Raw genomic sequence first — 24,381 nt, forward strand, 5'->3', positions numbered from 1 at the left:
GCTCAGTGGTCGGTGCGGCGGTGGGCGGTGCGGCGGGCGTGGCGCTCGATCGCCAGGGCCACGAGCTCGTCGATCAGCTGGGCGTAGGGGAGACCCGATGCCTCCCAGAGCTTCGGGTACATCGAGATGGGCGTGAAGCCGGGGATCGTGTTGATCTCGTTCAGGAGCAGGCCGCGACCGTCCTCCTCGTAGAAGAAGTCGACCCGTGCCATGCCCTCGGCGCGCAGGGCGGCGAACGACCGGCGGGCCAGGTCGGCCAGCTCGGCGGCCACGTCGTCGGGCAGCTCGGCCGGGATCACCAGCTCGGCCGCACCGTCGAGGTACTTGTCGGCGTAGTCGTAGAACTCCGCACCGGGTCGGATCTCGCCCGGCACGGAGACGCGCAGCTCGGTGTTGCCGAGGACCGCCACCTCGATCTCCCGCCCCTCGACGTGCTCCTCGACGACGATCCACTCGTCGTAGCCGGCGGCGAGGGCCAGCGCGTCGCGCAGCTCCTCGAGGTCGTGCGCCTTGCTGACGCCGACCGAGGAACCGAGGTTGGCGGGCTTCACGAAGACCGGCAGCCCCAGGGCGTCCTCGATGGCGGCGGGCGTGGTGTCGTCGACGTCGGTGTCCCGGAGCGTGAGCCAGCGGCACTGCGGGATGCCGGCGTGCTCGATGACCTCCTTCGCCTTGGCCTTGTCCATCGCCAGGGCGGACCCGAGGACGCCGGCGCCGACGTAGGGCACGCCGGCCAGCTCGAGCATCCCCTGCACGGTGCCGTCCTCGCCGAAGGGCCCGTGCAGCAGCGGGAACACCACCACCTGCTGGCCCGACGCTGACGCGACCGCAGGCACCGGGTCGACGGCGGCGCCGGCGACGTCCAACCCGGTGGTCAGCGCGGCGGGCTCGTCGAGCGCCGCGAGTGCCGCACCGGCGTCGAGCCACCGCCCGTCTCGCGTGATGCCGATCGGCACGACGTCGTAGCGGGACCGGTCCACGGCCCGCAGGACGTGCACCGCGGTGACGCGGCTCACGTCGTGCTCGGCGGACTGGCCGCCGAAGAGGACGACGAGCCGGACGGGTGGATCGGTCGGAGACGAGGGTGTCATCGGTCCCGCACGGTACTGCGGGCCCGTGAGGTCTCGGAGCGGCGCACGGTCGGCGATGATGGGACGCCGTCCCGACCCGAGGAGACCCGTGCGGTTCACCGCAGACGACATCGCGCAGCGCACCGGCGGCGAGGTCATCGGCGACCCCTCGGTCGAGGTCGTCGGCGCCACCCAGGACTCGCGGACGGTCGCTCCCGGCCAGCTCTTCGTGCCGCTCGTCGCCGGCCGTGACGGGCACGAGTTCATCCCCGTGGCCGTCGAGCGGGGGGCGACGGCGTACCTCGCCTCGGACCGGGCCCGGGTGGTCGACGGGGCCACCGCGATCGCCGTCGAGGACACCCAGGTGGCCCTGGTCGACCTCGGTCGCGCCGCGCGCCACCGGCTCGACGGCGCCGTCGTGGGCATCACCGGATCGGTCGGCAAGACGACGGTGAAGGACCTCGCCCGCGGGGTCCTCGGGGCCGCGGCCCCCACCCACGCCAGCGCCGCGAGCTTCAACAACGAGATCGGCGTGCCCCTCACGCTCCTCGGCACGCCCGACGGCACCCGGCACGTCGTCGTCGAGATGGGCGCTCGCGGCATCGGCCACATCGCCGAGCTGTGCGCCATCGCCCACCCCACCGTCGGTGTCGTCACCCGGGTGGCGATGGCCCACAGCGAGCTCTTCGGCACCATCGAGGACATCGCTCGCGGCAAGGGCGAGATGGTTGAGCAGCTGCCCGCCGACGGCACGGCGGTCCTGAACGCCGGCGACCAGCGGGTGGCAGCGATGGCCGACCGCACCTCGGCCCGGGTGCTCACCTTCGGGCTCGGCGTGGGCGACGTGCGGGCGACGACGATGGACGTCGCGGCCGACCTGCGCCTGCGCGTGCTGCTCGAGACCCCGTGGGGCGCCATCGAGGTGGAGCCTGCGGCGCGTGGCCCGCACAACGCCGAGAACGCGGCCGCTGCGGCGGCCATCGGCCTCGGGGTGGGCATGGACCTCGCCGACGTGGCCACGGGGCTGGCCGCGGCGGAGATGTCGCCGCTGCGGATGGCCATCACGACCTCGCGCTCGGGCGTGACGATCCTCGACGACTCCTACAACGCCAACCCCACCTCGATGCGGGCGGCGCTCGACGCGCTCGCGCACCTCCCGGCCGAGCGCCGCGTCGCGGTCGTGGGGCTGATGGCCGAGCTCGGGCCCGAGTCCGACGCCGAGCACGAGGCCGTCGCCGCGCTGGCCGAGGAGCTCGGCGTCGAGCTGATCGCCGTCGACTGCCCCGAGTACCGCGCCGATGCGCACGGTGGTCGCGCCGTGCACGACATCGACGGGGCGCTCGACCTGCTCGACGGGGCCGGGACGGGCACCGCCGTGCTCGCGAAGGGTTCTCGCGTCGCCGGCCTCGATCGCCTCGTGGCGGCGCTCGCCGACCGCTGAGGTCCCACGGCGCGGCGGTGGGCGGCCCTACCGTGGCGTCCGTGCAGCCGACGACCCCGGACACCACCCGCCCCACGGACACCGCGCCGGCGGCCTGCCGCGACCCCCGCGGCACGTACCCCGACTGCCCGCTGTGCGGCTCCGTCGAGGGCTGGCTGCCCGAACACGCCCACTTCCGCTGTCGGGCGTGCGGGTTCCGCGACTCCTGCTGCGACTGACCGCCCGGGGCGGCGCCTACCCTGCGGGGAGGCGGCGGCCGCACAGAGGAGCGCAGGACGACGACGGACCACTACACGGTGCTCGGGGTCCCGCCGGGCGCGACGACCGGGGAGATCCGGGCCGCCCAACGCCGCCTGGCGCTGGAGCTCCACCCCGATCGCCACGCGAGCTCGGACCCGGTGCGCCGGGCTGCGGTGGCCGAGCGGATGGCCGAGGTCAACGCGTCCGCGGCGGTCCTGCTCGACCCCGAGCGGCGGCGTGCCTACGACGCGTCACGCCGACTTGCGGCGTCGACGTCCTCGACGTCGCGCATCCCGCCGGTCGCGGGCCCCTCCTCGCCGGTGGCCGCGGGACCGCAGGGCGCAGCCCTGGCGTCGATGGCCGGGGTGCTGCCGTGGCTCGCGCTCGTCGGCCTGCTGTTCGGCATCTTCGTCTTCACCGCGTTCGCCGGGGGGCCGGGTGACGACGACGGCGGCGACGGGGTCGAGGCCCCGGCGGGCACGGACACGGGCACGGTCGGGACGGTGGCCGTGCGCGACCTCCGGGGGCAGTGCGTGCAGCTGACCGCCGGCTTCACCCTCGTCGTGAACTGCGGCGTCACCCCGAACGAGGGCCGCATCGTCGTCCAGGGGTCGATCGGTGCCGAATGCCCCGAACCGACGCGACCCTTCACGATCGAGCAGCAGGACGCGCTCGTCTGCGTCGAACCGGGCACGGCGAGTCCTCGGCCCTGACGGCGCCGCCGCCCGTAGTGTCGGGCCGCATGGACCTCCGACACGCCTCCCTCCGCGACCTGGCCGAGCAGGTGCGCACCCGCCAGCTCGGTGCCGTCGAGCTGGTGCAGCACTCGCTCGACCGCATCGACGCCCTCGACGGCGACGTCCACGCGTTCACCCAGGTCGACGGCGAGCGCGCCCTCGCCGCGGCGCGGGACGTCGACCGGCGGCTGGCGGCCGGGGAGGACGTGGGCCCTCTCGCCGGCATCCCCCTGGCCGTGAAGGACCTCGAGGACGCCGAGGGCTTCGTCACCACCTACGGCTCGGCGCTCCACGTCGCCGATCCTCCGGCCACCCGCGACTCGATCGTCGTGCGCCGCCTCCGCCGGGCGGGTGCGGTGGTCGTCGGGAAGACCAACACCCCGGAGTTCGGGTTCAAGGGGGTCACCGACAACCCGGCCCACGGGCACACGGCCAACCCCTGGGACACCACCCGGTCACCCGGTGGGTCCTCGGGTGGGTCGGCGGCGGCGATCGCCGCGGGCATGGTCCCCCTCGCCACCGGGTCCGACGGGGGCGGCTCGATCCGCATCCCGTCCTCGCTCTGCGGGCTGAGCGGCCTGAAGACGTCCCAGGGCCGGGTGCCGCTCGGCGGCTCGACCGCGCCCGGCGCCGGCGTCCTCGGGGTGCGCGGCCCGATGGCGCGACGCATCCGCGACGTGGCGTGGGCCCTCGACGTCTGCGCCGGCCCGGACCCGACCGACATCTACGCGTTCCCCGGTCCGCACGAGCCGTGGACGCCCGACCTGGAGGGTGAGGTCCTGCCGCGATCGGTCGCCTGGTCGCCGACGCTCGGGTTCGCCCAGGTGGACCGGGAGGTGGCCGGCGCCGTCGAGGCCGCGGTGCGGGCGCTCGCCGACGCCGGCGTGGAGGTGATCGAGGTCCCGGCGGTGTTCGACCGCGACCCGGTGCTCCCGTGGGTCCACCTGTGGACCGCGGCGCGCGCCCGGACGCAGGGGCACCTGCGAGGGACCGACGACTGGGAGCGGATCGACCCGGAGCTGCGCGCCCAGATCGAGCTCGGCCTCAGCCTCACCGCGGTGCAGCACGCCGAGGCCCTCGACGCCTGCCACGAGATCAACCTCCGCCTCGATGCCGCGATGGAGGGCGCCGACGTGCTGCTCTGCCCGACGCTGGCGGGCCAGGCGCCGGTCCTCGGACGGCCGGGGACCGTCGACGGCGTGGAGGCGCCGACGTGGATCTCCTTCACCCCGTTCCTGAACATGAGCCGCAACCCTGCGGGGACGGTGCCGGTCGGGACCACGGCCGACGGGCTGCCGATCGGGATGCAGGTGGTCGGGCGGCAACGGGACGACCTCGCGGTCCTGCGCACCGTCGCCGCGGTGGAGGAGGTCCACCCCTTCGAGCAGGTCGCGGCGATCGGCTGAGCCGGCGCGCCGGGGTACCGTCACGACGCGGGTACACGAGAGGGGGAGCGCATGGACATGCGTCGGATCGGTCAGCTCGAGGTGTCGGTCGTCGGCCTCGGCTGCAACAACTTCGGCATGCGGATCGGCGAGGAGGACACCCGGCTGGTGGTCGACGCCGCGCTCGACGCCGGGATCAACTACTTCGACACCGCCGACGTCTACGGGCAGACGCGCTCGGAGGAGTTCCTCGGCACCGCCCTGCGCGGCCGCCGCGAGCAGGCGGTGGTCGCCACGAAGTTCGGGTCGATGGGCAGCGCCGACGGGACGCTGAGCGGCGGTCACCCTGACTGGGTCCGGCGCGCCGTCGACGACTCCCTCGGCCGCCTCGGCATCGAGGTGATCGACCACTACCAGTACCACCGGCTCGATCCCGACGTGCCCATGGAGGAGACGATGGGCGCGCTGGAGGAGCTCGTGGCGGCGGGGAAGGTCCGCGAGATCGGCTGCTCGAACTTCGACGTCGAGCTGCTCGATCGCGCGGCCGACGTGTCGCGGGAGCGGAGCTGGCAGCCGTTCGCCTCGGTCCAGAACCGCTACAGCGCCCTGCACCGCGAGCCGGAGACGAGCGGCGTGATCGAGGCGTGCGCGCGCCACGGCGTCGCCCTCGTCCCTTACTTCCCGCTCGAGTCCGGGCTGCTGACCGGCAAGGTCGGGTCGGACGGGTCGGTCCCCGAGGGGAGCCGGCTCGACTCGATGCCCGACGACCGGCGGGCGCGCTTCCTCGACGACCAGCGCCTGACGGCGGTGGGGGAGCTCACCCGCTTCGCCGCCGACCGCGACCGCTCGCTGCTCGAGCTGGCCTTCGGGTACCTCCTCGGCGAGCCGACCGTCGCCTCCGTCATCGCCGGTGCGACCTCCGCGGATCAGGTGCGATCGAACGTCGCAGCCGCCGGATGGACGATGGACGCCGACGACCGCGCCGAGGTCGCTCGCCTGGCGGGCTGACGGTGGGGCGCCTGCTCCCGGCGCGCTAGAGTGCGTGCCCCGACGGGCGATTAGCTCAGTGGGAGAGCGCTGCCTTCACACGGCAGAGGCCACTGGTTCGAAACCAGTATCGCCCACCACATCGACGGCGGCCCCGACGGGGCCGCCGTCGCGCGTCCGGCCCACGGTCGCCACGGTGGGCGCCGGCGGCAGCCGTAGGATCCTGCGCCGTGCCGACCGGTTGGGGTGACGACGAGGACGAGCGGAGGACCGAGGAGCGCCGCCCGGCGCGCTCCGAGGGCGAGCTCCCGCGCGCCCCGCGGCAGTTCTTCGTCCCGGCCGAGGGAGGGGACCAGGGTCCTCCGGCGGGCGACCGTCCACCGCCGCGCCGCGTGGCGGCACCCTCCCGTCCGAGCGGCGCACCGGGCCCGGCCGACCGTCCCGCACGGCCGCGCCGGCGCCGGAGGTGGGGCCCACGGCGCATCGCCCTCTCCGCGGTCGTCGCGCTGCTCGGCCTGTTCCTCCTCTTCGTGCTGTTCGGGCTCTGGCAGTTCCAGCGGGTGGACCGCGTCGCCGTCGGCTCCGTCCTCAGCCCCGCTGGCGGCGGCGGGGCGAACTACCTCATCGTCGGCTCGGACTCGCGGGAGGGCTTCGACCCGAACGACCCGAACGCCGGCGCGGTGCTCGGCGAGGGTGCCGACGGCTCGGGCCAGCGGTCCGACACCATGCTCGTGCTCCGCACCTCGGGCGACGGCGCCCTGATGACCTCGATCCCGCGCGACCTGTGGGTGACCCGTCCGGACGGCACGGAGGGCCGCATCAACGCCGCGTACCGCGACGGGCCCGAGGCGCTGATCCGCACCGTCCAGCAGGGCGTCGGCATCCCCGTGCACCACTACGTCGAGGTCGACTTCGTGACCTTCGCCGGGCTCGTCGACGCCGTCGGCGGCGTCACCATCGACTTCCCGCACCCGGCGCGCGACACCCGTTCCGGCCTCGACGTCCCGACGGCCGGCCCGGTCACGCTCGACGGGACCCAGGCGCTCGCCTACGTCCGCTCCCGGCACTACGAGGAGCTGGTCGACGGCGGGTGGCGCGCCGACCCGACCGGCGACCTCGGGCGGGTGCAGCGCCAGCAGGCGTTCCTCCGCGCGGTGATGTCGGAGGCGGGTGGCACCCGCAACCCCATCGAGGTGGCGCGGATCTCCTCCGCGCTGTCGGACGGCCTGCGCATCGACGACTCGATGGGGTTCCTCGACGCGCTGCGGTTCGCCAACCGCATGCGGTCGCTCGACCCCGAGTCGGTCGAGATCCCGACCTTCCCGTTCCGCACCTCGGGCGGCGCGGCGGTGCTGGGGCTCGTCGAGCCCGACGCCGCTGCGGTGATCTCCCGCTTCCAGGGGTAGCCACCCGAGGTGGAGCGACTCGACACCTTCGACGAGCTCGGACGGCACACCGGCGTGGCCGACCGGCTGACGGTGCACGCCGAGGGGCTGTGGCACCAGGTCATCCACATCCTCGTGGTGGCCCGACGGGAGTCGGGCCCCGTCGTCGTCCTCCAGCGGCGTGCCGCGAGCAAGTCCACCTTCCCGGGGCTCCTCGACCTCTCGGCCACCGGGCACCTCGCCGCGGGGGAGACCCCGATCGACGGCCTGCGCGAGCTGCGTGAGGAGCTCGGCATCGACGTCGCACCGGCCGCTCTCGTCCGCCTGGGCGTGCGGCGCCTCGTCGACGTGACCCCGGAGGGCACCAACCGGGAGCTGGCCCACGTCCATCTCGTCGCCGACGATCGGCCGCTCGAGGCCTACGCGCCCGATCCCACCGAGGTCGACGCGGTCGTCGACCTCCCCGTCGACGCCGGCCTCGACCTCTTCACCGGCCGGCGCGACGTCGTGGAGTGCGCGGCGGTCGGTGCCGACGGCGCGACCACCAGGCTGACGGTCGAGCGCTCGTCGTTCGTGCCCGACCCGCCGCTCGGCGACGTGCGGCTCGAGGGCGACGCGCCCGGCTACTGGGTCACGCTGCTGCAGATGGCCGGACGGCTCGCGGACGGGGACCACCGCCTGGCGATCTGACCCGCCTGGGTCGTACGCACCAAATCCCCGCCGCCCGGTGACGGAGCGTCATCTGCCGCCCGGGCGCGCCGATCCAAGGGACATGGACACGGGGGAACCCCTGAGCAAGCCGGCTGCCTACCGCGCCGCGTTCGAGGCGCTCGTCGAGCAGCAGCCGAGCGCGCTCGTCTCGGCCGTCTCGCAGGAGGGCATCTTCCTTCCGCTGCCCGCAGGCGTCCAGATCGACCGCACCCGGGTCCTCCACGCCCGCTCGGCGCTCGACCTCGTCGTGGCCGAGGACCGCCAGGTCGTGATCGACGGGTGGTTCCGCGTGCGCGAGGCGGGTGGCGCCCGGATCGTCGTGCACCTCGCGTCGGCGCCCGAGGAGACGGCGCAGATGCACTTCTTCGACCTCCAGTCGGAGCTCGGCGCGTTCTTCGTCGTCCTCATCCCACCGGCCGGCGTGGACGGCAACGTCCGACCCGACCAGGCCGAGGGCCTCACTTCGCGCGTCACCTGGACGAAGAAGTCGGACAACGCGCTCTTCGTCGAGATCGACCCGGGCCTCGAGAAGATCCTCGGCTGGGCCCCTGCGGATCTGGTGGGCGAGCGAGCCCTCAACTACATCCACCCCGATGACGAGGAGCTCGCCATCGACAACTGGATGACGATGCTCGCCGCTGGGGGCGACGGGCAGCGCGTCCGGCTCCGCCACCTGCACAAGAACGGCGACTACGTCTGGGTCGAGATCGCCAACCGCAACCTCCTCGACGATCCCGACGATCCCCACGTCATCGCCCAGATGATCGACATCTCCGACGAGATGCAGATGTACGAGGCGCTGCGCGAGCGCGAGCAGCTGCTCCACCGGCTCGCCGAGGCGCTCCCGAGCGGGCTCCTCCACGTGCGTGCCGACGGGGAGGTCGTCTACACGAACGAGCGGCTGCACGAGATCGTCGGCGTCCCCCGTGTCGCCCGCTTCGAGGACCAGGTCCGGACCGTCGCTCGCGACGACTGGCCCCGCCTCGAGGTCGCCTTCGCCCGGGCGATGGAGGGCATCGACGCCGACCTCGAGGTCCAGCTGCGCCTCCCCGGCGTGGCGGACGCCCGGTTGTGCCACCTCAGCATCCGCTCGCTCACCGAGGCCGACGGCACGGTGACCGCAGCGATCGTCAGCGTGTCGGACGTGACCGAGGCCGCCCTGCTGCGGGAGGAGCTGCGTGAGCGGGCGATGTTCGACTCGCTCACCAGGTGCCACAACCGCGCGGCGGCCATGCAGATCCTGGAGGAGTCGCTCGCCACCCCCGGCGACCGGCTCGCGGTCGTCTTCATCGACCTCGACCGCTTCAAGGCGATCAACGACGAGCTGGGCCACGCGGCCGGCGACGAGCTCCTCGTCGTCGCCGCCGACCGCCTCCGCAGCGTCGTCCGCGGTGACGACGTGGTCGGCCGCATCGGGGGCGACGAGTTCCTCGTGGTCTGCCCGAAGGTGTCCGGCGCCGAGGAGGCGATCGACATCGCCGAGCGGGTCGCCGCGGTGATGCGCCGCGAGGTCGAGCTGCACGTCGGCCAGATCGACATGCGTGCCAGCGTGGGCGTGGCCTGGACGACGAGTGACGTCGTCAACGCCGACGACCTGGTGGCCCGCGCCGACGCCGCCATGTACGAGTCCAAGCGACGGGGCGTGGGACGGCCCGTGGCCTTCGCGCCCGCCCTCCGTCGCAGCGACAGCATCAAGCTCGACGACGAGCGGGCTCTCCACCACGCGCTCGAGCGCGGCGACCTCGTCGTCCACTTCCAGCCCATCGTCCGCCTCGACTCGGGCGCGCCGATCGGCTTCGAGAGCCTCGTGCGGTGGTCCCGTGGGTCCTACGGCGTCGCCGCCTCCGAGTTCATCGAGATGGCCGAGGAGACCGGTCTCATCCACGAGCTCGGCACCCGCGTGCGCACCGAGCTGGTGCGCAACGCGACCGAGTTCCGCCAGCGCGCCGGCGACGCCGCCCTCTGGTTCGCGAACGTGTCGACCCAGGAGCTCCAGATGCCGGGGATCGTCGACTCCGTCACCGAGACGATCGACGCCCTCGGCCTTCCCCGGGAGAGCTTCGTCGTCGAGTTCCGCTGCAACGTCGAGGGCGAGGCGCTCGACGTCGTCACCCGCTCGCTCTGCGACCTGGCCGAGGCCGGCCTCGGCCTCGCGCTCGACGACTTCGGCACCGGCGCCGCGTCGCCCGACCTGCTCCGGGCCGTGCCGCTCAGCTGGGTGAAGCTCGCCTCGTCGTTCACCACCGACGTGGTCGACGACCCGGCGACCGCCCGCATCGTCGAGTCGCTCCTCGGGCTGTCCGCGCAGCTCGCGGTGACGTCGATCGTCAAGGGCGTGGAGACCGAGGCCCAGCGGTCGCTCCTCGTCGACCTCGGCGCCGACCTCGGCCAGGGGCACCTCTTCGCCGCCGCGGCGCCGCTGTCGACGCTGCTGCGGATGCCCTGACCCTCAGCCGTCCCGCGAGAAGCCGATCAGGTTCATCGCCTCGGCGCGCGTCGACTGGCTCGTCTTGAAGATGCCCCGGACCGCAGAGGTCACGGTGAGGGCGCCGGGCTTGCGCACGCCGCGCATCGACATGCACAGGTGCTCGGCCTCGACGACGACGAGCGCCCCGCGGGGCTGCAGCCGCTCCATCAGCTTGTCGGCGACCTGGGAGGTGAGCCGCTCCTGCACCTGGGGGCGCTTGGCGTAGCCGTCGACGAGGCGGGCGAGCTTGGACAGCCCGGTGATCCGCCCCTCGGGGCCGGGGATGTACGCCACGTGGGCCCGGCCGATGAACGGCACCAGGTGGTGCTCGCAGATCGATGCGAACGAGATGTCGCGGACCATGATCATCTCGTCGTGGTCCGCCTCGAACTGCACCTCGAGGTGGCGCTCCGGCTCGTCGTGCAGGCCGCCGACGACCTCGGCGTACATGTCGGCGACCCGCTCCGGCGTACGGCGCAGCCCGTCGCGCTCGGGATCCTCGCCCATCGCGAGGAGCATCTCCCGGACCGCGGCGACGAGGCGGGGGCGGTCGATGGCCGCGGGTGGCGGACCCTGGTCGAGCTGCTCCAGGTCCGGGCGGGACGACTCGGGTGAGGGAGGGGTGGTCACGGGCTCTCCTTGTCGATCCGACGACCGTACCGTCGCCGGTGCAGCGGGGAGACGGTACCGTTCGCCCATGGCTGACACCCCGCACCTGACCCGCGTCGGCGGTGACGATCCGCTCGACTTCCTCGCGATCGATGGGTTGTTGTCCGACGAGGAGCGTCAGATCCAACAGACGGTCCGCCAGTTCGTGGGGGATCGGATCCTGCCCGAGGTGGGGCGGTGGTACGAGGAGGGGACGTTCCCGGCCCGGGAGCTGGGCCCGGTGATGGGTGAGCTGGGCCTGTTGGGGATGCACCTGGAGGGCTACGGGTGCGCGGGCACGTCGGGCACCGCGTACGGGTTGGCGTGCTTGGAGCTGGAGGCCGGCGACAGCGGGCTGCGCAGCTTCGTGTCGGTGCAGGGCTCGTTGGCGATGTTCCCGATCTGGGCCTACGGCTCGGAGGAGCACAAGGAGACGTGGCTGCCGCGGATGGCGGCGGGCGAGGCGATCGGGTGCTTCGGGTTGACCGAACCCGACTCGGGATCGGATCCGGGGAGCATGCGGACCCACGCCAAGCAGGACGCAGGTGGGGACTGGGTGCTGAACGGGTCGAAGATGTGGATCACCAACGGGTCGATCGCCGATGTGGCGGTGGTGTGGGCCCGCACCGACGGCGGTGTGCGGGGCTTCGTCGTGCCCACCGACACCCCCGGGTTCACGGCCCATGACATCCACCGCAAGGCGTCGCTGCGGGCGTCGGTCACCTCCGAGCTCGTGTTCGACGACCTGCGCCTGCCCGCCGACGCCGTCCTGCCCGGCGTGTCGGGGATGAAGGGGCCGCTGTCGTGTCTCAACGAGGCCCGCTTCGGGATCCTCTTCGGCGCGATCGGCGCCGGTCGGGCCTGCTACGAAGCGGCCCTCGACTACGCCAAGGACCGCGTCCAGTTCGGCGTCCCCATCGCGAGCTTCCAGCTCACCCAGCGCAAGCTCGTCGAGATGATGGTCGCCGTCCAACGCGGCACCCTCGTGGCCCTCCACCTCGGACGCCTCAAGGACACCGGCCAGCTCACCTCCGCGCAGGTCAGCTTCGGCAAGATGGACAACGTCCGCCAGGCGCTCGAGATCGCCCGCGAGGCACGGGGCGTCCTCGGCGCCAACGGGATCACCCTCGAGTACCCCGTCATCCGCCACATGAACAACCTCGAGTCGGTCTACACCTACGAAGGCACCAACGAGATCCACACCCTCGTCCTCGGCCAGGCCATCACCGGCATCGGCGCCTTCAGCTGACCCGCTAGGGTGGCCGGCACCACGGGAGCCCGAGGCGTCGGGCTGAGAGGGAGGGCCGTTCCGCCTCCGACCGTCTGAACCTGATCCGGGTCATGCCGGCGCAGGGAGGCCACTCAGCTCGCGCGTCGTCGCCCCTCCAGCCAGAGGTCCGACGTTGCCGCAGCCCACACAACCCACATCCGCACTCGTCCTCCTCGGCGGTGAGCCGATCGAGGAGCTGCCCGTCGGCATCGACGCGTCGTCGATGCTGGTGGTCGCGGCGGACTCGGGCGTCGACCAGGCCCACCGGCTCGGCCTCCGGGTCGACGTCGCCGTCGGCGACTTCGACTCGGTGACCCCCGACGGGCTGGCGCGGGCCGTCGAGGCCGGCAGCGTCGTCGAGCGGCACCCGGCGCGGAAGGCCCACACCGACCTCGAGCTCGCGCTCGACGCGGTGGCCGTCCGCGACCTCGTCCGAGTCGACGTCGCCGGCGGCGACGGCGGACGCCTCGATCACCTGCTGGCGAACGCCCTCGTCATGGCGTCGGACCGCTTCGCCGGGCTCGACGTCACCGCACACGGCGGGGACGGCGCGCGGCTGCACGTCGTCCGGCGACGGCGCACGCTCTCCGGCGACCCCGGGGAGTACGTCACGCTCCTCGCGGTCCACGGCCCGGCCGACGGCGTTCGGACCGAGGGCTTGCTCTACCCCCTGCACGGCGAACGGCTGGAGCCGGGGTCGAGTCGGGGCGTGAGCAACGAGCTGGTGGGCCGGGCCGGTGTCGTCGAGCTCGACGTCGGCGTCCTCCTCGTGGTGATGCCCGGGCCGTGGGCGCGACCAGGCGCCCCGGCCGACCCCCCGACCGGAAGGACCACCACCCGATGAGCACCAGAGCCCCGTTCCGCCGTCGGCGCGCCGCCGTCGCGGCCGCCGCGCTCGCTGCGACGCTCGTCGCCGCGTCGTGCGGCGGCGACGACAGCGCCGACGAGGGACCCGCCGACGGCGCCGCACCTGACGGCCCCTCGGGCGAGGTCGTCGTCGTCGCCCACGATTCGTTCGACCTCGACGACGACATGCGCGCCGCGTTCGAGGAGGAGACCGGCCTGACGGTCACGGTGCAGCAGGGAGGCGACGCCGTGTCGGTCGTCAACCAGGCGATCCTCACCGCCGGCGACCCGCTCGGCGACGTGCTCTTCGGCCTCGACGACGCCACGCTCAGCCGGGCCCTCGACGCCGACCTCTTCGTGCCTCACGAGGCCGAGCGGCTCGACGAGGTCGACCCGGCCCTCGTGCTCGACGACGAGCACCGGGTGACGCCGATCGACCACGGTGCGGTGTGCGTGAACTACGACGCCGAGTGGTTCGCGTCCGAGGGGCTCGAACCCCCGGCCGACCTCGCGGCGCTCGCCGACCCGGCCTACGCCGACATGCTCGTCGTGCAGAACCCGGCCTCGAGCTCACCGGGCCTGGCGTTCCTCACCGCCTCGGTCGCCGAGTTCGGCGAGGACGGCTGGCTCGACTACTGGCAGGGCCTGGAGGACAACGGCGTCGACGTCGCCGCCGACTGGTCCGATGCCTACTACACGCGGTTCTCGGGCGGTGCGGGTGAGGGCGATCGTCCGCTCGTCGTCTCCTACGGATCGAGCCCGCCGGCCGAGGTCCTCGGCCTCGATCCGCTGCCCGAGGAGGCGCCCACCGGCGTCGTCGAGAGCACCTGCGTCCGCCAGATCGAGTTCGCCGGCGTGCTGGCCGGCGCCGAGAACCCGGAGGGTGCCGCCCTCCTCATCGACTTCCTCCTCTCCGATCGCTTCCAGGAGTCGATCCCGCTGACCTACTTCGTCCACCCGGTGATCGAGGGCACCGAGCTCCCCGAGGTGTTCGAGCGCTTCGCCGTCGACCCCGACGACCCCTACCAGCTGGAGCCCGAGGTCGTCGCCGACAACCGCGACCGGTGGATCGACGAGTGGACCGACGCCGTCCTGCGCTGACGCCGAGCCGTGCGCCCACGGGTCGGATCGGACCCGTGGGCGCCGCGGTGCTCTCCCTCCCGCCGCTGGTGTTCCTGGCGGTGTTCTTCGCCGTCCCCGTGGGCGCCATCCTCCTGACCGGACTCCGTCCCGACGGGTCGTGGGCCCTCGGGGCGCTCGTCGAGGTCCTCGGTGACGGGGCGCTCCGGGGCGTCGTGTGGTTCACGCTGTGGCAAGCCGTCCTCTCGACGGTCCTCACGCTCGCGGTGGGTGTGCCGGTCGCCTACGCCCTCACGCGATTCGACTTCCCGGGCCGTCGCGTCGTGCACGCCGCCCTGCTCGTCCCCTTCGTCCTGCCGACCGTCGTGGTCGCCGTGGCCTTCATCGTCACGCTCGGCTCCGGGCTGCGGGGCACCTTGGTGGCGATCCTCGTCGCCCACGTCTTCTTCAACGTGGCCGTGGTCGTCCGGGTGGTGGGCGGCCTGCTCGAGAAGCTCGATCCGCGCATGGAGGACGCCGCGGCCACGCTCGGGGCCGGGCGCTGGCGGACGGCCCTCCACGTCGTGCTGCCGCTCGCCCGGCCGGCGATCGTGTCGGCCGCCGGGGTGGTGTTCCTCTTCACGTTCACGTCGTTCGGGGTGGTCCTCCTGCTCGGCGGGCCCGAGCACGCCACCCTCGAGGTCGAGATCCACCGGCAGACCACCCAGCTGCTCGACCTGCCGGTTGCGGCGGCGCTGTCGCTCCTCCAGCTCGCGATCGTCGCCGGGCTGCTCGCCGTCGGCACGGGGCGCCAGCAGGCGCTCGCCGTGGCCCAACCCATCGCCGGGGACGCGGCCAGCGTTCGACGTCCTCGGGGCGTGGGGGAGCGCTCCTTCCTCGCAGCTGCTCTCGCCCTCGCCGGCGCCCTCGTCGGCGTGCCGCTCGCGCTGCTCGTGCTCCGGTCGTTCCGGGCGCCCGACGGCGGCCTGGGGCTCCAGTGGTACCGGGCGCTCGTCGACCCGGAGGCGTCGGTGCTCGGCCGGCCGGCCCTCGACGCCGTGCGCCACTCGCTCGAGTTCGCGGTCGCAGCCACGGTGGTCGCCGTGGTCGTCGGTCTGGCCGCTGCGGTGGTGGTCACCCGCGGGCCCCGCCGCTGGGCCCGCGCGCTCGACGTGGTCCTCCTGCTCCCCCTCGGGGTCTCGGCGGTGACGGTCGGCTTCGGCTTCCTCATCTCGCTCGACGATCCGCCGCTCGACCTGCGGGGGTCGTGGTGGCTCATCCCCATGGCGCAGGCGCTGGTGGCCGTGCCCTTCGTCGTACGCGTCCTCGTCCCGGTGCTGTCGTCGATCGACGACCGCGTCCGGGAGGCCGCGGCGGTGCTGGGGGCATCGCCGGCGCGCGTCTGGAGGGAGGTCGACCTGCCGCTCGTGGGGCGCGCCGTCGGTGTGGCCGCCGGCTTCGCCTTCGCCGTGTCGCTCGGCGAGTTCGGGGCCACGGTCTTCATCGCCCGCGCCGAGACGGTCACCGTCCCCGTCGCCATCCTGCGGCTGCTCGGCCGGCCGGGTCCGTCCAACTTCGGGCAGGCGATGGCGCTGAGCACCATCCTCATGGTCATGACGACGGTGTCGCTCCTCGTGATCTCCCGGCTCCGGCCCGGGGGGACGCGGTGAGCCTCCGCCTCGACCGCGTCACCGTCCACCTCGGGGGTCGCGACGTCGTGCGCGACGTTTCCCTCGATGTGGGCGACCGAGAGGTGCTGGCCGTTCTCGGCCCGAGCGGCAGCGGCAAGACGACGGTCCTGCGGGTGATCGCCGGCCTCCAGGCGCCCACGTCCGGCCGGGTCGAGATCGACGGCCGCGACGTCACCGCCGTGCCCACCCACGCGCGCGGGGTCGGGATGATGTTCCAGGACCACGCCCTGTTCCCGCATCGAGACGTGGGCGGCAACGTGGCGTTCGGGATGCGCATGGCCCGTGCCTCCCGCTCCGCGACCCGCAGCCGCGTGGCGGAGGTCCTCGACCTCGTCGGGCTCTCGGGCTTCGAGTCCCGTGCCGTCGACGGGTTGTCCGGTGGCGAGCGCCAGCGCGTCGCGCTGGCTCGGGCGCTCGCCCCCCGACCGTCGCTCCTGCTGCTGGACGAGCCGCTCGGCTCGCTCGACCGAGCGCTGCGCGACCGCCTCCTCGACGAGCTCGCCGGCTTGCTCCGCTCGGCGGGGGTCACGGCCGTGCACGTCACCCACGACCAGGCCGAGGCGTTCGCGACGGGGGAGAGGATCGCGGTCGTGCTCGACGGGCGGCTGGCCCAGGTCGGACCACCGCCGGAGCTGTGGCGGCGCCCGGTCGACCTCGACGTCGCCCGGGTCGTCGGCCCGGTCGGCGCCGTGCCCGTCGAGGTGCGGGACGGGCGCGTCGTCGCGCCGTGGGGCCCGCTTCCCGCACGCACGCTGGCGTCGCCGCCGACCGCCGACGGACCGGCGACGCTGCTCGTCCGTCCCGACGCGGTGGAGCTCTGCCTCGACGGCGCGGAGGCGCTCGGCATCGGGGGCACCGTCGCCCGCCGGTCGTTCCGCGGCGACCATGTGCAGCTCCACGTCGCCGTCCCCACCCCCGAGGGTGCCGTCGACCTGCCGGTCGTCGAGCACGACCGCCTCGACCGCGACGTCGGCGAGCGGGTCACGCTCAGGCTGCGCGACCGCTCGGTGATCGTCGTCGACCCCGCCACGAGCTGACCACCGGGCCGCGTCACGCCGGGCGTGGTGCACCATGGGCGGCGTGACCGCCCCCGCCACCCCCGACGACGTCGCCGCCGCGGCCCGCCGCATCGAACCACACGTCCGGCGCACGCCGGTCCTCGACGTGGAGGTGCCCACCCCTGGTGGCCCACGTCGTGTGACGCTGAAGCTCGAGCTGCTCCAGGTGACCGGGTCGTTCAAGGTCCGGGGCGCGTTCAACCGGGTGCTGTCCGCACCGGAGGTGCCGCCCGTGGGCGTGATCGCGGCATCGGGGGGCAACCACGGCTTGGCCGTCGCGCACGTGGCGTCCACGCTCGGGCTCGCCGCGGAGATCTTCGTGCCCGAGGCGTCGCCCGCCGCCAAGGTCGATCGGCTCCGGGCCGTCGGCGGACGGGTCGGCGTCACCGTCGGCGGCGCCCTGTACGCCGACGCCCAGGAGGCGGCCACGCGTCGGGCGGCGGAGTCCGGGGCGCTCGTCGTCCACCCCTACGACCAGGTCGAGGTCATCGCGGGGCAGGGCACGATGTCGCGCGAGCTCGAGGAGCAGGCGCCCGACGTCGACACGATCCTCGTGGCGGTCGGCGGCGGCGGGCTCATCGCCGGGGCCGCGTGCTGGTTCGAGGGCCGCCGGCGGATCGTCGCCGTCGAACCGGCGACGTCCTGCGCCCTCGCGGCCGCCCTCCGTGCCGGCCACCCCGTCGACGTGGAGGTGTCAGGCGTCGCCGCGGACTCGCTCGGCGCCCGCCGGGTGGGCGATCTGCCGTTCGCCGCTGCGCAGGTCGGCGTCACGGCATGCCTCACGGTGTCCGACGACGAGATCGTCCGCGCCCAGCGGCACCTCTGGAGCGACGTGCGGCTCGTCGCCGAGCCGGGGGGTGCGACGGCGCTCGCCGCCCTCCTCTCCGGTGCCTACGTCCCCGAGCCCGACGAGCGGGTCGCCGTGGTCGTCTGCGGCGCCAACACCGACCCGGCGTCGGTCGCCACGCCGCGCGCCGATGGGTAGCGGTCGCGCGGTGTGGGCAGAATGGCCGGACACGACCAGGAGGGGATGCCAGTGAACGGCGCCGAGCAGCTGATGCGGACGCTCGCGGACAACGGGGTCACCGCGTGCTTCGCGAACCCCGGCACGACCGAGATGCAGCTCGTCGCCGCACTCGACACCGAACGTCGCATCCGTCCCATCCTCGGCCTGTTCGAGGGGGTCGCGACCGGCGCCGCCGACGGGTTCGCCCGGATGTCCGAGGCGCCCGCCGCCACGATCCTCCACCTCGGCCCGGGCCTGGCCAACGGGTTGGCCAACCTGCACAACGCCCGTCGCGCCCACTCGCCGATCGTGAACCTCGTCGGCGACCACGCCACCTGGCACCGCGACGCCGACGCCCCGCTGACGAGCGACATCGAGTCGCTGGCGGGGCCGATGTCGGTCTGGGTCCACACGACGGCGCGCGCCGAGGACCTCGCCGCCGACGGTGCCGCGGCCGTCACCGCGTCGATGGAGCCGCCCGGGGGCCCCGCCACCCTGATCATCCCCCAGGACACGGCGTGGAGCGACGTGGACGCTGCCGCGCTGAGCTCGCCGAGCGAGCCCGGTCCGCGCGCCCTCGTCTCACCCCACCACGTCGACGACGTCGCTCGGCTGCTGCGGGAGCAGGGCGCGTCGGCCGTCGTCGTCCTCGGGTCGGCGGCCCTGCGCCGCGACGGGCTCCTCGCGGCGTCGCGGGTGGCCGCCGCCACGGGGTGCCGCGTGGTCACCCAGGGCATGCCGTCGCGGGCCGAGCGGGGCGGCGGCCTGCCGAGCTTCCCGAGCGTCCCGTACTTCCCCGAGCAGGCCGTCGAGTCCTTCGCCGACGCCACGCTGATGGTCGTCGCGGGGACGACCGACCCGGTCTCCTTCTTCGGCTACCCGGGCCAGCCGAGCCACCCCCGGCCCGACAGCTGCGACCTGGTCAGCCTGGCCGGCCCGGAGGAGGACGCCGCGCACGCCCTCGACGCCCTGGCGTCGGCCCTCGACGCTCCGGCGAGCGTCCGCACCGACGTCGAGCTCCCGCCGCTGCCGCACGGCTCGGCCTTCGGTGCCGGGGAGCTCGGCGCGGCGCTCGCCCACCTCCAGCCCGAGGGCGCGGTGGTCGTCGACGAGTCGATCACCTCCGGCATGGGCTACAGCATCCACGCCGTCGCCGCCCCCGCCCACGACGTGCTGCACCTGACGGGTGGTGCGATCGGCCAGGGGCTGCCGGTCGCGGTCGGCGCCGCCGTCGCCTGCCCGGACCGGCGCGTGATCGCGCTGCAGGCCGACGGCAGCGGCATGTACACGCTCCAGGCGCTGTGGACGATGGCTCGCGAGTCGCTCGACGTCACCGTCGTCGTGCTCGCCAACCGCAACTACCGCATCCTCCAGTACGAGCTGCTGCGTGCCGGCGTCGCCGAGCCCGGTCCGGGAGCGATGGGCCTCACCGACCTCGGCCGCCCCGAGCTCGACTGGGTGTCGCTGGCCGCGGGCATGGGCGTCGACGCTCGGCGCGCCACCACCTCCGACCAGTTCGTCGAGGCGCTGCGCCTCTCGTTCGCCACCGCCGGACCCACCCTCATCGAGGCCGTGATCTGATGGTCCCGGCCTGATGGACCACACCGCCGAGCTGTCGGCGAGCTGCTCGCCGGCGACGCTGTTCTCCTGGGTCGACGACCTCGGCCGCTACCCGAGCTGGCTCGGCATCGTCGAGCGGGCCGAACCCGCGCCCGCCGACCCCGGCGATCCGGGACCGGCGTGGATCGTCGACCTGTCGGCGCGGGTCGGCCCGTTCTCCCGCGCCAAGCGGCTGCGGATGGTCCGCCGGGCGATCGACGCGCCGCGCTCGGTCGAGTTCGCGCGCCGCGAGCTCGACGGCCGTGACCACGGCGTGTGGGAGCTGCGGGCCCACGTCGCCGGCGACGCCACCTCGAGCCACCTGCGCATGCACCTGCACTACGGCGGCCGGCTATGGGGACCCGTGCTCGAGCCGATCCTCGGCGAGGAGATCGAGCGGTCCCGGGCCCGCCTCGTCCGCCTCGTCGCCGCCGACGCCGACGCCACCTGAGAGGACCGCACCGTGCCCGACCCGAGCGCCGTCCGCCTCTACGCCACCCGCCTCCGCCAGCTGGCGGGGCGCCGACCCTCCGACCGCCCCACGGCGATCGCCCCCGATCTCCCGCCCGGTCGTGTCGTCTCGCTGCCCGACCGCGGCGACGTCTTCGTGCGCGAGCAGGACGGACCGGACGGCCGGCCCCCGATCCTCCTGCTCCACGGGTGGCTGGCGAGCGCCGAGCTCAACTGGTTCGGGACCTTCGACCGCTTCGAGGGCGAACGTCGGGTCGTGGCGCTCGACCACCGGGGCCACGGTCGCGGCATGCACCCCGTCGACCCGTTCCGGCTGGTCGACTGCGCCGACGACGCCGCGGCCCTCCTCGACGTCCTCGGGATCGAGCGGGCGATCGTCGCCGGCTTCTCGATGGGCGGCCCCATCTCCCTCCTCCTCGCCGCGCGCCACCCCCGGCTGGTCGCCGGCCTCGTGCCCGCCTCCACGGCCCTGGTGTTCAACGAGACGCTCGCGGAGCGGCTCCGGTGGCGGTTCATCCGCCTCCTCGAGCTCGGCGTCCGCCTGGGTGCGGGCGACCGGCTCGTCGCCCGGCTGGCGTTCGACTGGGGACGGGTCGACGAGCGCTTCGCTCCGCACACCTCCTGGCTCGCCGGTGAGTTCTCCCGGACCCTGCCCCGCGCGCTGCGCGAGGCGGGGACCGAGCTGAGCCGCTTCGACGCCCGGCCGTGGGCGGCCGACCTCGACATCCCGGCCGCCATGGTGGTCACCGGGCGCGACTCGCTCGTGCCGGACCACCGCCAGCGGGCGCTCGCCGCCGCGCTCGACGCGCCCGAGATCCTGCTCGGCGACCAGGACCACGACGCGCCGATCACCGCCGTCGACCGCTTCGCCGACGCGATCCACCGCGCGGTCTCGCTGGTCGACGAGGCGTTGGCCGCCCCGGCCGGTCGAGCGAGCGCCTAGAGGCCGCCGACGGCGCGGGCGTGGAAGCGCCCGTCGCTGGCGCTCACCTGCACGTCCACGCCGAAGCAGCTGGACACCGGGCCGTCGGTCAGGACCTCGGCTGCGGGACCCGCGGCATGGATCGCGCCGTCGCGCAGGAGCAGCGCGTGGGTGACGCCGGGCGGGATCTCCTCGAGGTGGTGCGTCACGAGGATCGACGGGGGCGAGGACGGGTCGGCGGCCAACGCCGCCAGCTGGGCCATCAGCGCCTCGCGACCACCGAGGTCGAGGCCGGCCGCCGGCTCGTCGAGGATGAGCAGACCGGGGTCGACCATGAGGGCCCGGGCGAGCAGCGCCCGCTGGCGCTCACCCGACGAGAGCGTGCCGATGGCGTGGTCGGCCAGGTGCCCGATCCCCACGTCGGCGAGGAGGGCGTGCGCCTGCTCGAGCTCGGCCTCCTCGTAGGTGTGCCACCACGGCTCGAGGGCGCCGCGCGCCGCGGTGACCACGACATCGACGGTCCGCACCTCGGCGCGGAGCGCGGCGGCGATCGCGGCCGAGGTGATGCCGATGCGCTGGCGGTGGCGGCGGACGTCGATGCGGCCGAGCTCTCCGCCGAGCACCTCGACCCGTCCGGTGGTCGGGTGGAGCCGCAGGCTCGCGATCCGCAGGAGCGTGGTCTTGCCGGCGCCGTTCGGCCCGAGCACCACCCACCGCTGGCCGGCGTCGACGCGCCAGTCCACGTCGTGGAGGATCGTCCGCCCGTCGATGCGGACGCCGACCCCGGACAGGAGGAGCGCCGGTCCGCCGTCGGTCACGAGTCGGCGAGCTTCGCCTCTCGCTCCGTGTTGAGAGCGTCGAGCCAGGCGACGAGCCCCTCGACGGCGGAGGTCCTCGCGCCGGGGTCGGAGATCTTGGACGAGAGCTCGGCGAGTCGGCGACCGACGGCCTCGTCGGCGGCGGCAAGTGCGGCACGTCCCTTCGGCGTGATCACGTGGGCCACGCGACGCCGGTCGGCGGGGTCGGCGGCACGCTCCGCGAACCCCCGGGCCACCAGCCCGTCGACGAGGGCGGTCACGCTCGGGCGGCTCACCCCCAGGCGGCCGGCGAGCGCCGACGCAGCGGAGGACCCCATGTCGTCGAGGAAGACGAGCATCCGATACTGGGGGAGCGAGAGGTCGACACCGCCCAGGGCGTTCTCGACCGTGCGGGCGAGGCGGGCGGCGGCGCGGCCGGCCGCGGCCGGGACGGCGCCCGAGGCGAGGTCGTCCGACGAGGTCCCCGGTCGAGCAGACGGCGCAGGCGGGCTCACGGGGGGTCAGTGTGGTGCACGACGCCATGGCTCGCCAAGCACCCGTGGGTCGCGGCGCGATCGTCACGCGATCGCAACATCGTGACGGAGCCGCTAGCGTTGCCGCCCGTGCGTGCCGCCGTCGTCTGCTTCGTGGTCCTCGCGCTCGTCGCCGGACCGGTGTCCGCTGCGGGTGCGCAGGTCGACACCTCCGACCTGCCCCCCTCCTACGCCGAGGAGATCCGCGAGGCGCAGGCGCGGGTCGACGCCGCGACGGCGGAGTTCGCCGACGCCGAGACGCGCCGCTACGAGATGGAGGCCCAGATCGAGCGCCTGCAGGCCCGTCTCGTCGACGCCGAGGCCGCCCTCGTCGGGCTCCGCGACCGACTCCGCGACATGGCCGTCAACGAGTACGTGCGGGCCGGGTCGGGCACACCCACGGTGTTCGACGAGGACATCAACCGCCAGGTGCGGGCCAACGCCCTCGCCGAGATCGTCACCGAGTCCGACACCGACGCGCTCGACGCCTACCGCGCGGCGACGGCCGACCTCGAGCAGGACCGGGAGGAGCTCGACCGGCTGCTCGCCGAGCAGCGCGAGCTGGTGGCCGACCTCGAGTCCGCCCAGGCCGAGATGGTGGGCGAGCTCGAGCGTCTGCAGGAGCTGGAGGCCGAGCGCCAGGCCGAGATCCAGCGGCGCGAGGAGGAGGAGCGTCGCCGCCAGGAGGAGGAGCGTCGCCGGCAGGAGGAGGAGCGCGAGCGGCGCGAGCGCGAGGCGGCCGCGAACCGCCCGGCCAACCCGCCGACCACTCGACCGCCATCGTCGAACGACCCGAGCCCGGCACCGCCGCCGTCGTCGCCTCCGCCGTCGAGCGGCGGATGGGTCTGCCCCGTCGCCGGCCCGCACTCGTTCATCGACAGCTGGGGCGCGCCCCGCTCGGGCGGCCGCTCGCACAAGGGCGTCGACATGATGGCCTCGACCGGCACGCCGGTCGTCGCTCCCGTCAGCGGCACCGTGACGCACCGGGGCAACTCGATCGGCGGACTGTCGTTCCACCTGAACGGCGTCGACGGGCACTACTACTACGGCACGCACCTGTCCGCCTACGGCGCGTCGGGGCAGGTGCAGGCGGGCACCGTGATCGGCTACGTCGGCGACACCGGCAACGCCCGTGGCATCCCGCACCTGCACTTCGAGATCCACCCGAACGGCGGCTCGGCGGTCAACCCGACGCCCACCGTGCGCGCCGCCTGCGGCTGACCCCAGCCGGACGGGCGACGACGAGGAGGCGCCGCGTCGGCGTGCGGTCCTAGGCGCCCATGGCGTGGTAGCCGCCGTCGACGTGGACCATCTCGCCGGTGGTCGACGGGAACCAGTCCGACAGCATCGCGACGCACGTGCGCGACACGGCGGTGCTGTCGTTCACGTCCCACCCGAGGGGTGCCCGCTCGTCCCACACGTCCTCGAACTTCGCGAACCCGGGGATCGACTTGGCGGCGATCGTCCGCATCGGCCCGGCCGCGACCATGTTCACCCGGATGCCGTCCGGGCCGAGGTCTCGGGCCAGGTACCGCGAGGTCGACTCGAGCGCCGACTTCGCCACGCCCATCCAGTCGTACGCCGGCCACGCGACACGCGCGTCGAAGGTGAGCCCGAGGATCGAGCCCCCGTGCTCCTTCATCAGCGGGTGCACCGCGCCGGCGAGCGCCTTGTAGGAGTAGGCGGAGACGTGGAGCGCCACGCTGACGTCGTCCCAACCGGCGTTCATGAAGTTGTCCCCGAGGCACGCCTCGGGCGCGAAGCCGATGGCGTGCAGCACGCCGTCGACCCGCCCCCACCGCTGCTGGAGCTCGGTGGTGAGCGCCTCCAGGTGCTCGGGCGACGACACGTCGACCTCGAGCACGTCGGGCGTCGTCGGCAGCTTGCGTGCCGTGCGCTGGGTGATCGACATCCCCCGACCGAAGCCGGTGAGCAGCACCTCCGCCCCCTCCTCCTGGGCCAGGCGAGCCACGCCGAAGGCGAGGGAGGCGTCGGTCAGGACGCCGGTGACGAGGATGCGCGAGCCGTCGAGGATTCCCATGTGGCGTCCGACCCGGG

Annotated in this window: 23 protein-coding genes, 1 tRNA gene and 1 riboswitch; of the genes, 19 read left to right on the plus strand and 5 right to left on the minus strand. The window is 74.1% G+C overall.

Annotated elements, in window-relative coordinates; genetic code table 11:
• Positions 1-2 precede the first annotated feature (2 nt).
• Entirely contained in the window at positions 3-1,091 is a 1,089-nt protein-coding gene (locus GH723_RS08350; RefSeq protein WP_153759217.1) for a D-alanine--D-alanine ligase family protein, read from the minus strand.
• Between the two features lie 88 nt (positions 1,092-1,179).
• Here GH723_RS08350 and GH723_RS08355 point away from each other — a divergent pair, with 88 nt between their 5' ends.
• The 9 genes from GH723_RS08355 (at position 1,180) to GH723_RS08395 (ending at position 10,402) form a co-directional block, all read left to right on the plus strand.
• Entirely contained in the window at positions 1,180-2,511 is a 1,332-nt protein-coding gene (locus GH723_RS08355; protein WP_195210609.1) for a UDP-N-acetylmuramoyl-tripeptide--D-alanyl-D-alanine ligase, read from the plus strand.
• A 41-nt stretch (positions 2,512-2,552) separates the two neighbouring features.
• The gene (locus GH723_RS08360; protein ID WP_153759219.1) at positions 2,553-2,729 is read left to right on the plus strand and encodes a hypothetical protein; all 177 of its coding nucleotides are present in this window, start codon (positions 2,553-2,555) and stop codon (positions 2,727-2,729) included.
• 78 nt (positions 2,730-2,807) lie between these two features.
• Entirely contained in the window at positions 2,808-3,464 is a 657-nt protein-coding gene (locus GH723_RS08365; protein ID WP_195210610.1) for a J domain-containing protein, read from the plus strand.
• Positions 3,465-3,493: 29 nt separating this feature from the next.
• On the plus strand, positions 3,494-4,894 hold the full coding sequence (locus GH723_RS08370) for an amidase (RefSeq protein ID WP_153759221.1): 1,401 nt from the start codon (positions 3,494-3,496) through the stop codon (positions 4,892-4,894).
• Positions 4,895-4,945: 51 nt separating this feature from the next.
• Complete coding sequence (locus tag GH723_RS08375; protein ID WP_153759222.1) at positions 4,946-5,881, plus strand: aldo/keto reductase; 936 nt, start codon at positions 4,946-4,948, stop codon at positions 5,879-5,881.
• 44 nt (positions 5,882-5,925) lie between these two features.
• A tRNA-Val gene (locus GH723_RS08380) sits at positions 5,926-6,000 on the plus strand.
• 90 nt (positions 6,001-6,090) lie between these two features.
• On the plus strand, positions 6,091-7,266 hold the full coding sequence (locus GH723_RS08385; RefSeq protein ID WP_153759223.1) for an LCP family protein: 1,176 nt from the start codon (positions 6,091-6,093) through the stop codon (positions 7,264-7,266).
• 9 nt (positions 7,267-7,275) lie between these two features.
• A complete protein-coding gene (locus tag GH723_RS08390; protein ID WP_153759224.1) occupies positions 7,276-7,935 on the plus strand; it encodes an NUDIX hydrolase in 660 nt (219 codons plus the stop codon).
• A gap of 82 nt (positions 7,936-8,017) precedes the next feature.
• Positions 8,018-10,402: a putative bifunctional diguanylate cyclase/phosphodiesterase gene (locus GH723_RS08395; RefSeq protein WP_153759225.1), complete on the plus strand. Its 2,385-nt coding sequence runs from the start codon at positions 8,018-8,020 to the stop codon at positions 10,400-10,402.
• A gap of 3 nt (positions 10,403-10,405) precedes the next feature.
• Here the strand turns inward: GH723_RS08395 and folE are convergent, their stop codons facing one another.
• Positions 10,406-11,053 (minus strand): GTP cyclohydrolase I FolE, encoded by a 648-nt coding sequence (gene folE / locus GH723_RS08400; RefSeq protein WP_229023187.1) that lies wholly within the window; start codon positions 11,051-11,053, stop codon positions 10,406-10,408.
• 67 nt (positions 11,054-11,120) lie between these two features.
• Here folE and GH723_RS08405 point away from each other — a divergent pair, with 67 nt between their 5' ends.
• The 9 genes from GH723_RS08405 (at position 11,121) to GH723_RS08445 (ending at position 21,014) form a co-directional block, all read left to right on the plus strand.
• A complete protein-coding gene (locus tag GH723_RS08405; RefSeq protein ID WP_153759227.1) occupies positions 11,121-12,320 on the plus strand; it encodes an acyl-CoA dehydrogenase family protein in 1,200 nt (399 codons plus the stop codon).
• A 19-nt stretch (positions 12,321-12,339) separates the two neighbouring features.
• Positions 12,340-12,429, plus strand: a riboswitch (TPP riboswitch).
• A gap of 45 nt (positions 12,430-12,474) precedes the next feature.
• The gene (locus tag GH723_RS08410) at positions 12,475-13,185 is read left to right on the plus strand and encodes a thiamine diphosphokinase (RefSeq protein WP_153759228.1); all 711 of its coding nucleotides are present in this window, start codon (positions 12,475-12,477) and stop codon (positions 13,183-13,185) included.
• Positions 13,182-14,288 (plus strand): thiamine ABC transporter substrate-binding protein, encoded by a 1,107-nt coding sequence (locus GH723_RS08415; RefSeq protein WP_153759229.1) that lies wholly within the window; start codon positions 13,182-13,184, stop codon positions 14,286-14,288. Before GH723_RS08410 ends, GH723_RS08415 begins: the two co-directional genes overlap by 4 nt.
• A gap of 26 nt (positions 14,289-14,314) precedes the next feature.
• A complete protein-coding gene (locus GH723_RS08420) occupies positions 14,315-15,916 on the plus strand; it encodes an ABC transporter permease (RefSeq protein ID WP_407650243.1) in 1,602 nt (533 codons plus the stop codon).
• Complete coding sequence (locus GH723_RS08425) at positions 15,913-16,974, plus strand: ABC transporter ATP-binding protein (RefSeq protein WP_153759230.1); 1,062 nt, start codon at positions 15,913-15,915, stop codon at positions 16,972-16,974. The genes GH723_RS08420 and GH723_RS08425 overlap by 4 nt, the downstream gene beginning before the upstream one ends.
• A gap of 43 nt (positions 16,975-17,017) precedes the next feature.
• A complete protein-coding gene (locus tag GH723_RS08430) occupies positions 17,018-17,980 on the plus strand; it encodes a threonine/serine dehydratase (RefSeq protein WP_229023190.1) in 963 nt (320 codons plus the stop codon).
• 21 nt (positions 17,981-18,001) lie between these two features.
• Positions 18,002-19,582: an acetolactate synthase large subunit gene (locus tag GH723_RS08435; protein ID WP_229023191.1), complete on the plus strand. Its 1,581-nt coding sequence runs from the start codon at positions 18,002-18,004 to the stop codon at positions 19,580-19,582.
• A 13-nt stretch (positions 19,583-19,595) separates the two neighbouring features.
• Positions 19,596-20,051, plus strand: a complete 456-nt coding sequence (locus tag GH723_RS08440) for an SRPBCC family protein (RefSeq protein ID WP_153759232.1) — start codon at positions 19,596-19,598, stop codon at positions 20,049-20,051.
• 12 nt (positions 20,052-20,063) lie between these two features.
• The gene (locus GH723_RS08445) at positions 20,064-21,014 is read left to right on the plus strand and encodes an alpha/beta fold hydrolase (RefSeq protein WP_153759233.1); all 951 of its coding nucleotides are present in this window, start codon (positions 20,064-20,066) and stop codon (positions 21,012-21,014) included.
• Here the strand turns inward: GH723_RS08445 and GH723_RS08450 are convergent.
• Together GH723_RS08450 and GH723_RS08455 are read right to left on the minus strand one after the other, a co-directional pair.
• Complete coding sequence (locus GH723_RS08450; protein ID WP_153759234.1) at positions 21,011-21,811, minus strand: ABC transporter ATP-binding protein; 801 nt, start codon at positions 21,809-21,811, stop codon at positions 21,011-21,013. The two genes, GH723_RS08445 and GH723_RS08450, sit on opposite strands and share 4 nt — an antisense overlap.
• Positions 21,808-22,305, minus strand: coding sequence for a MarR family winged helix-turn-helix transcriptional regulator (locus GH723_RS08455; protein ID WP_153759235.1), 498 nt, complete (start codon positions 22,303-22,305; stop codon positions 21,808-21,810). Before GH723_RS08455 ends, GH723_RS08450 begins: the two co-directional genes overlap by 4 nt.
• 108 nt (positions 22,306-22,413) lie before the next feature.
• On the opposite strand from GH723_RS08455, the gene GH723_RS08460 reads away from it, so the two are divergent.
• On the plus strand, positions 22,414-23,544 hold the full coding sequence (locus GH723_RS08460; protein WP_153759236.1) for a murein hydrolase activator EnvC family protein: 1,131 nt from the start codon (positions 22,414-22,416) through the stop codon (positions 23,542-23,544).
• A 49-nt stretch (positions 23,545-23,593) separates the two neighbouring features.
• Here the strand turns inward: GH723_RS08460 and fabI are convergent, their stop codons facing one another.
• Entirely contained in the window at positions 23,594-24,364 is a 771-nt protein-coding gene (fabI, locus tag GH723_RS08465) for an enoyl-ACP reductase FabI (RefSeq protein ID WP_153759237.1), read from the minus strand.
• Positions 24,365-24,381 lie beyond the last annotated feature (17 nt).

This window comes from Actinomarinicola tropica, from assembly GCF_009650215.1.
Lineage (GTDB): Bacteria > Actinomycetota > Acidimicrobiia > Acidimicrobiales > SKKL01 > Actinomarinicola > Actinomarinicola tropica.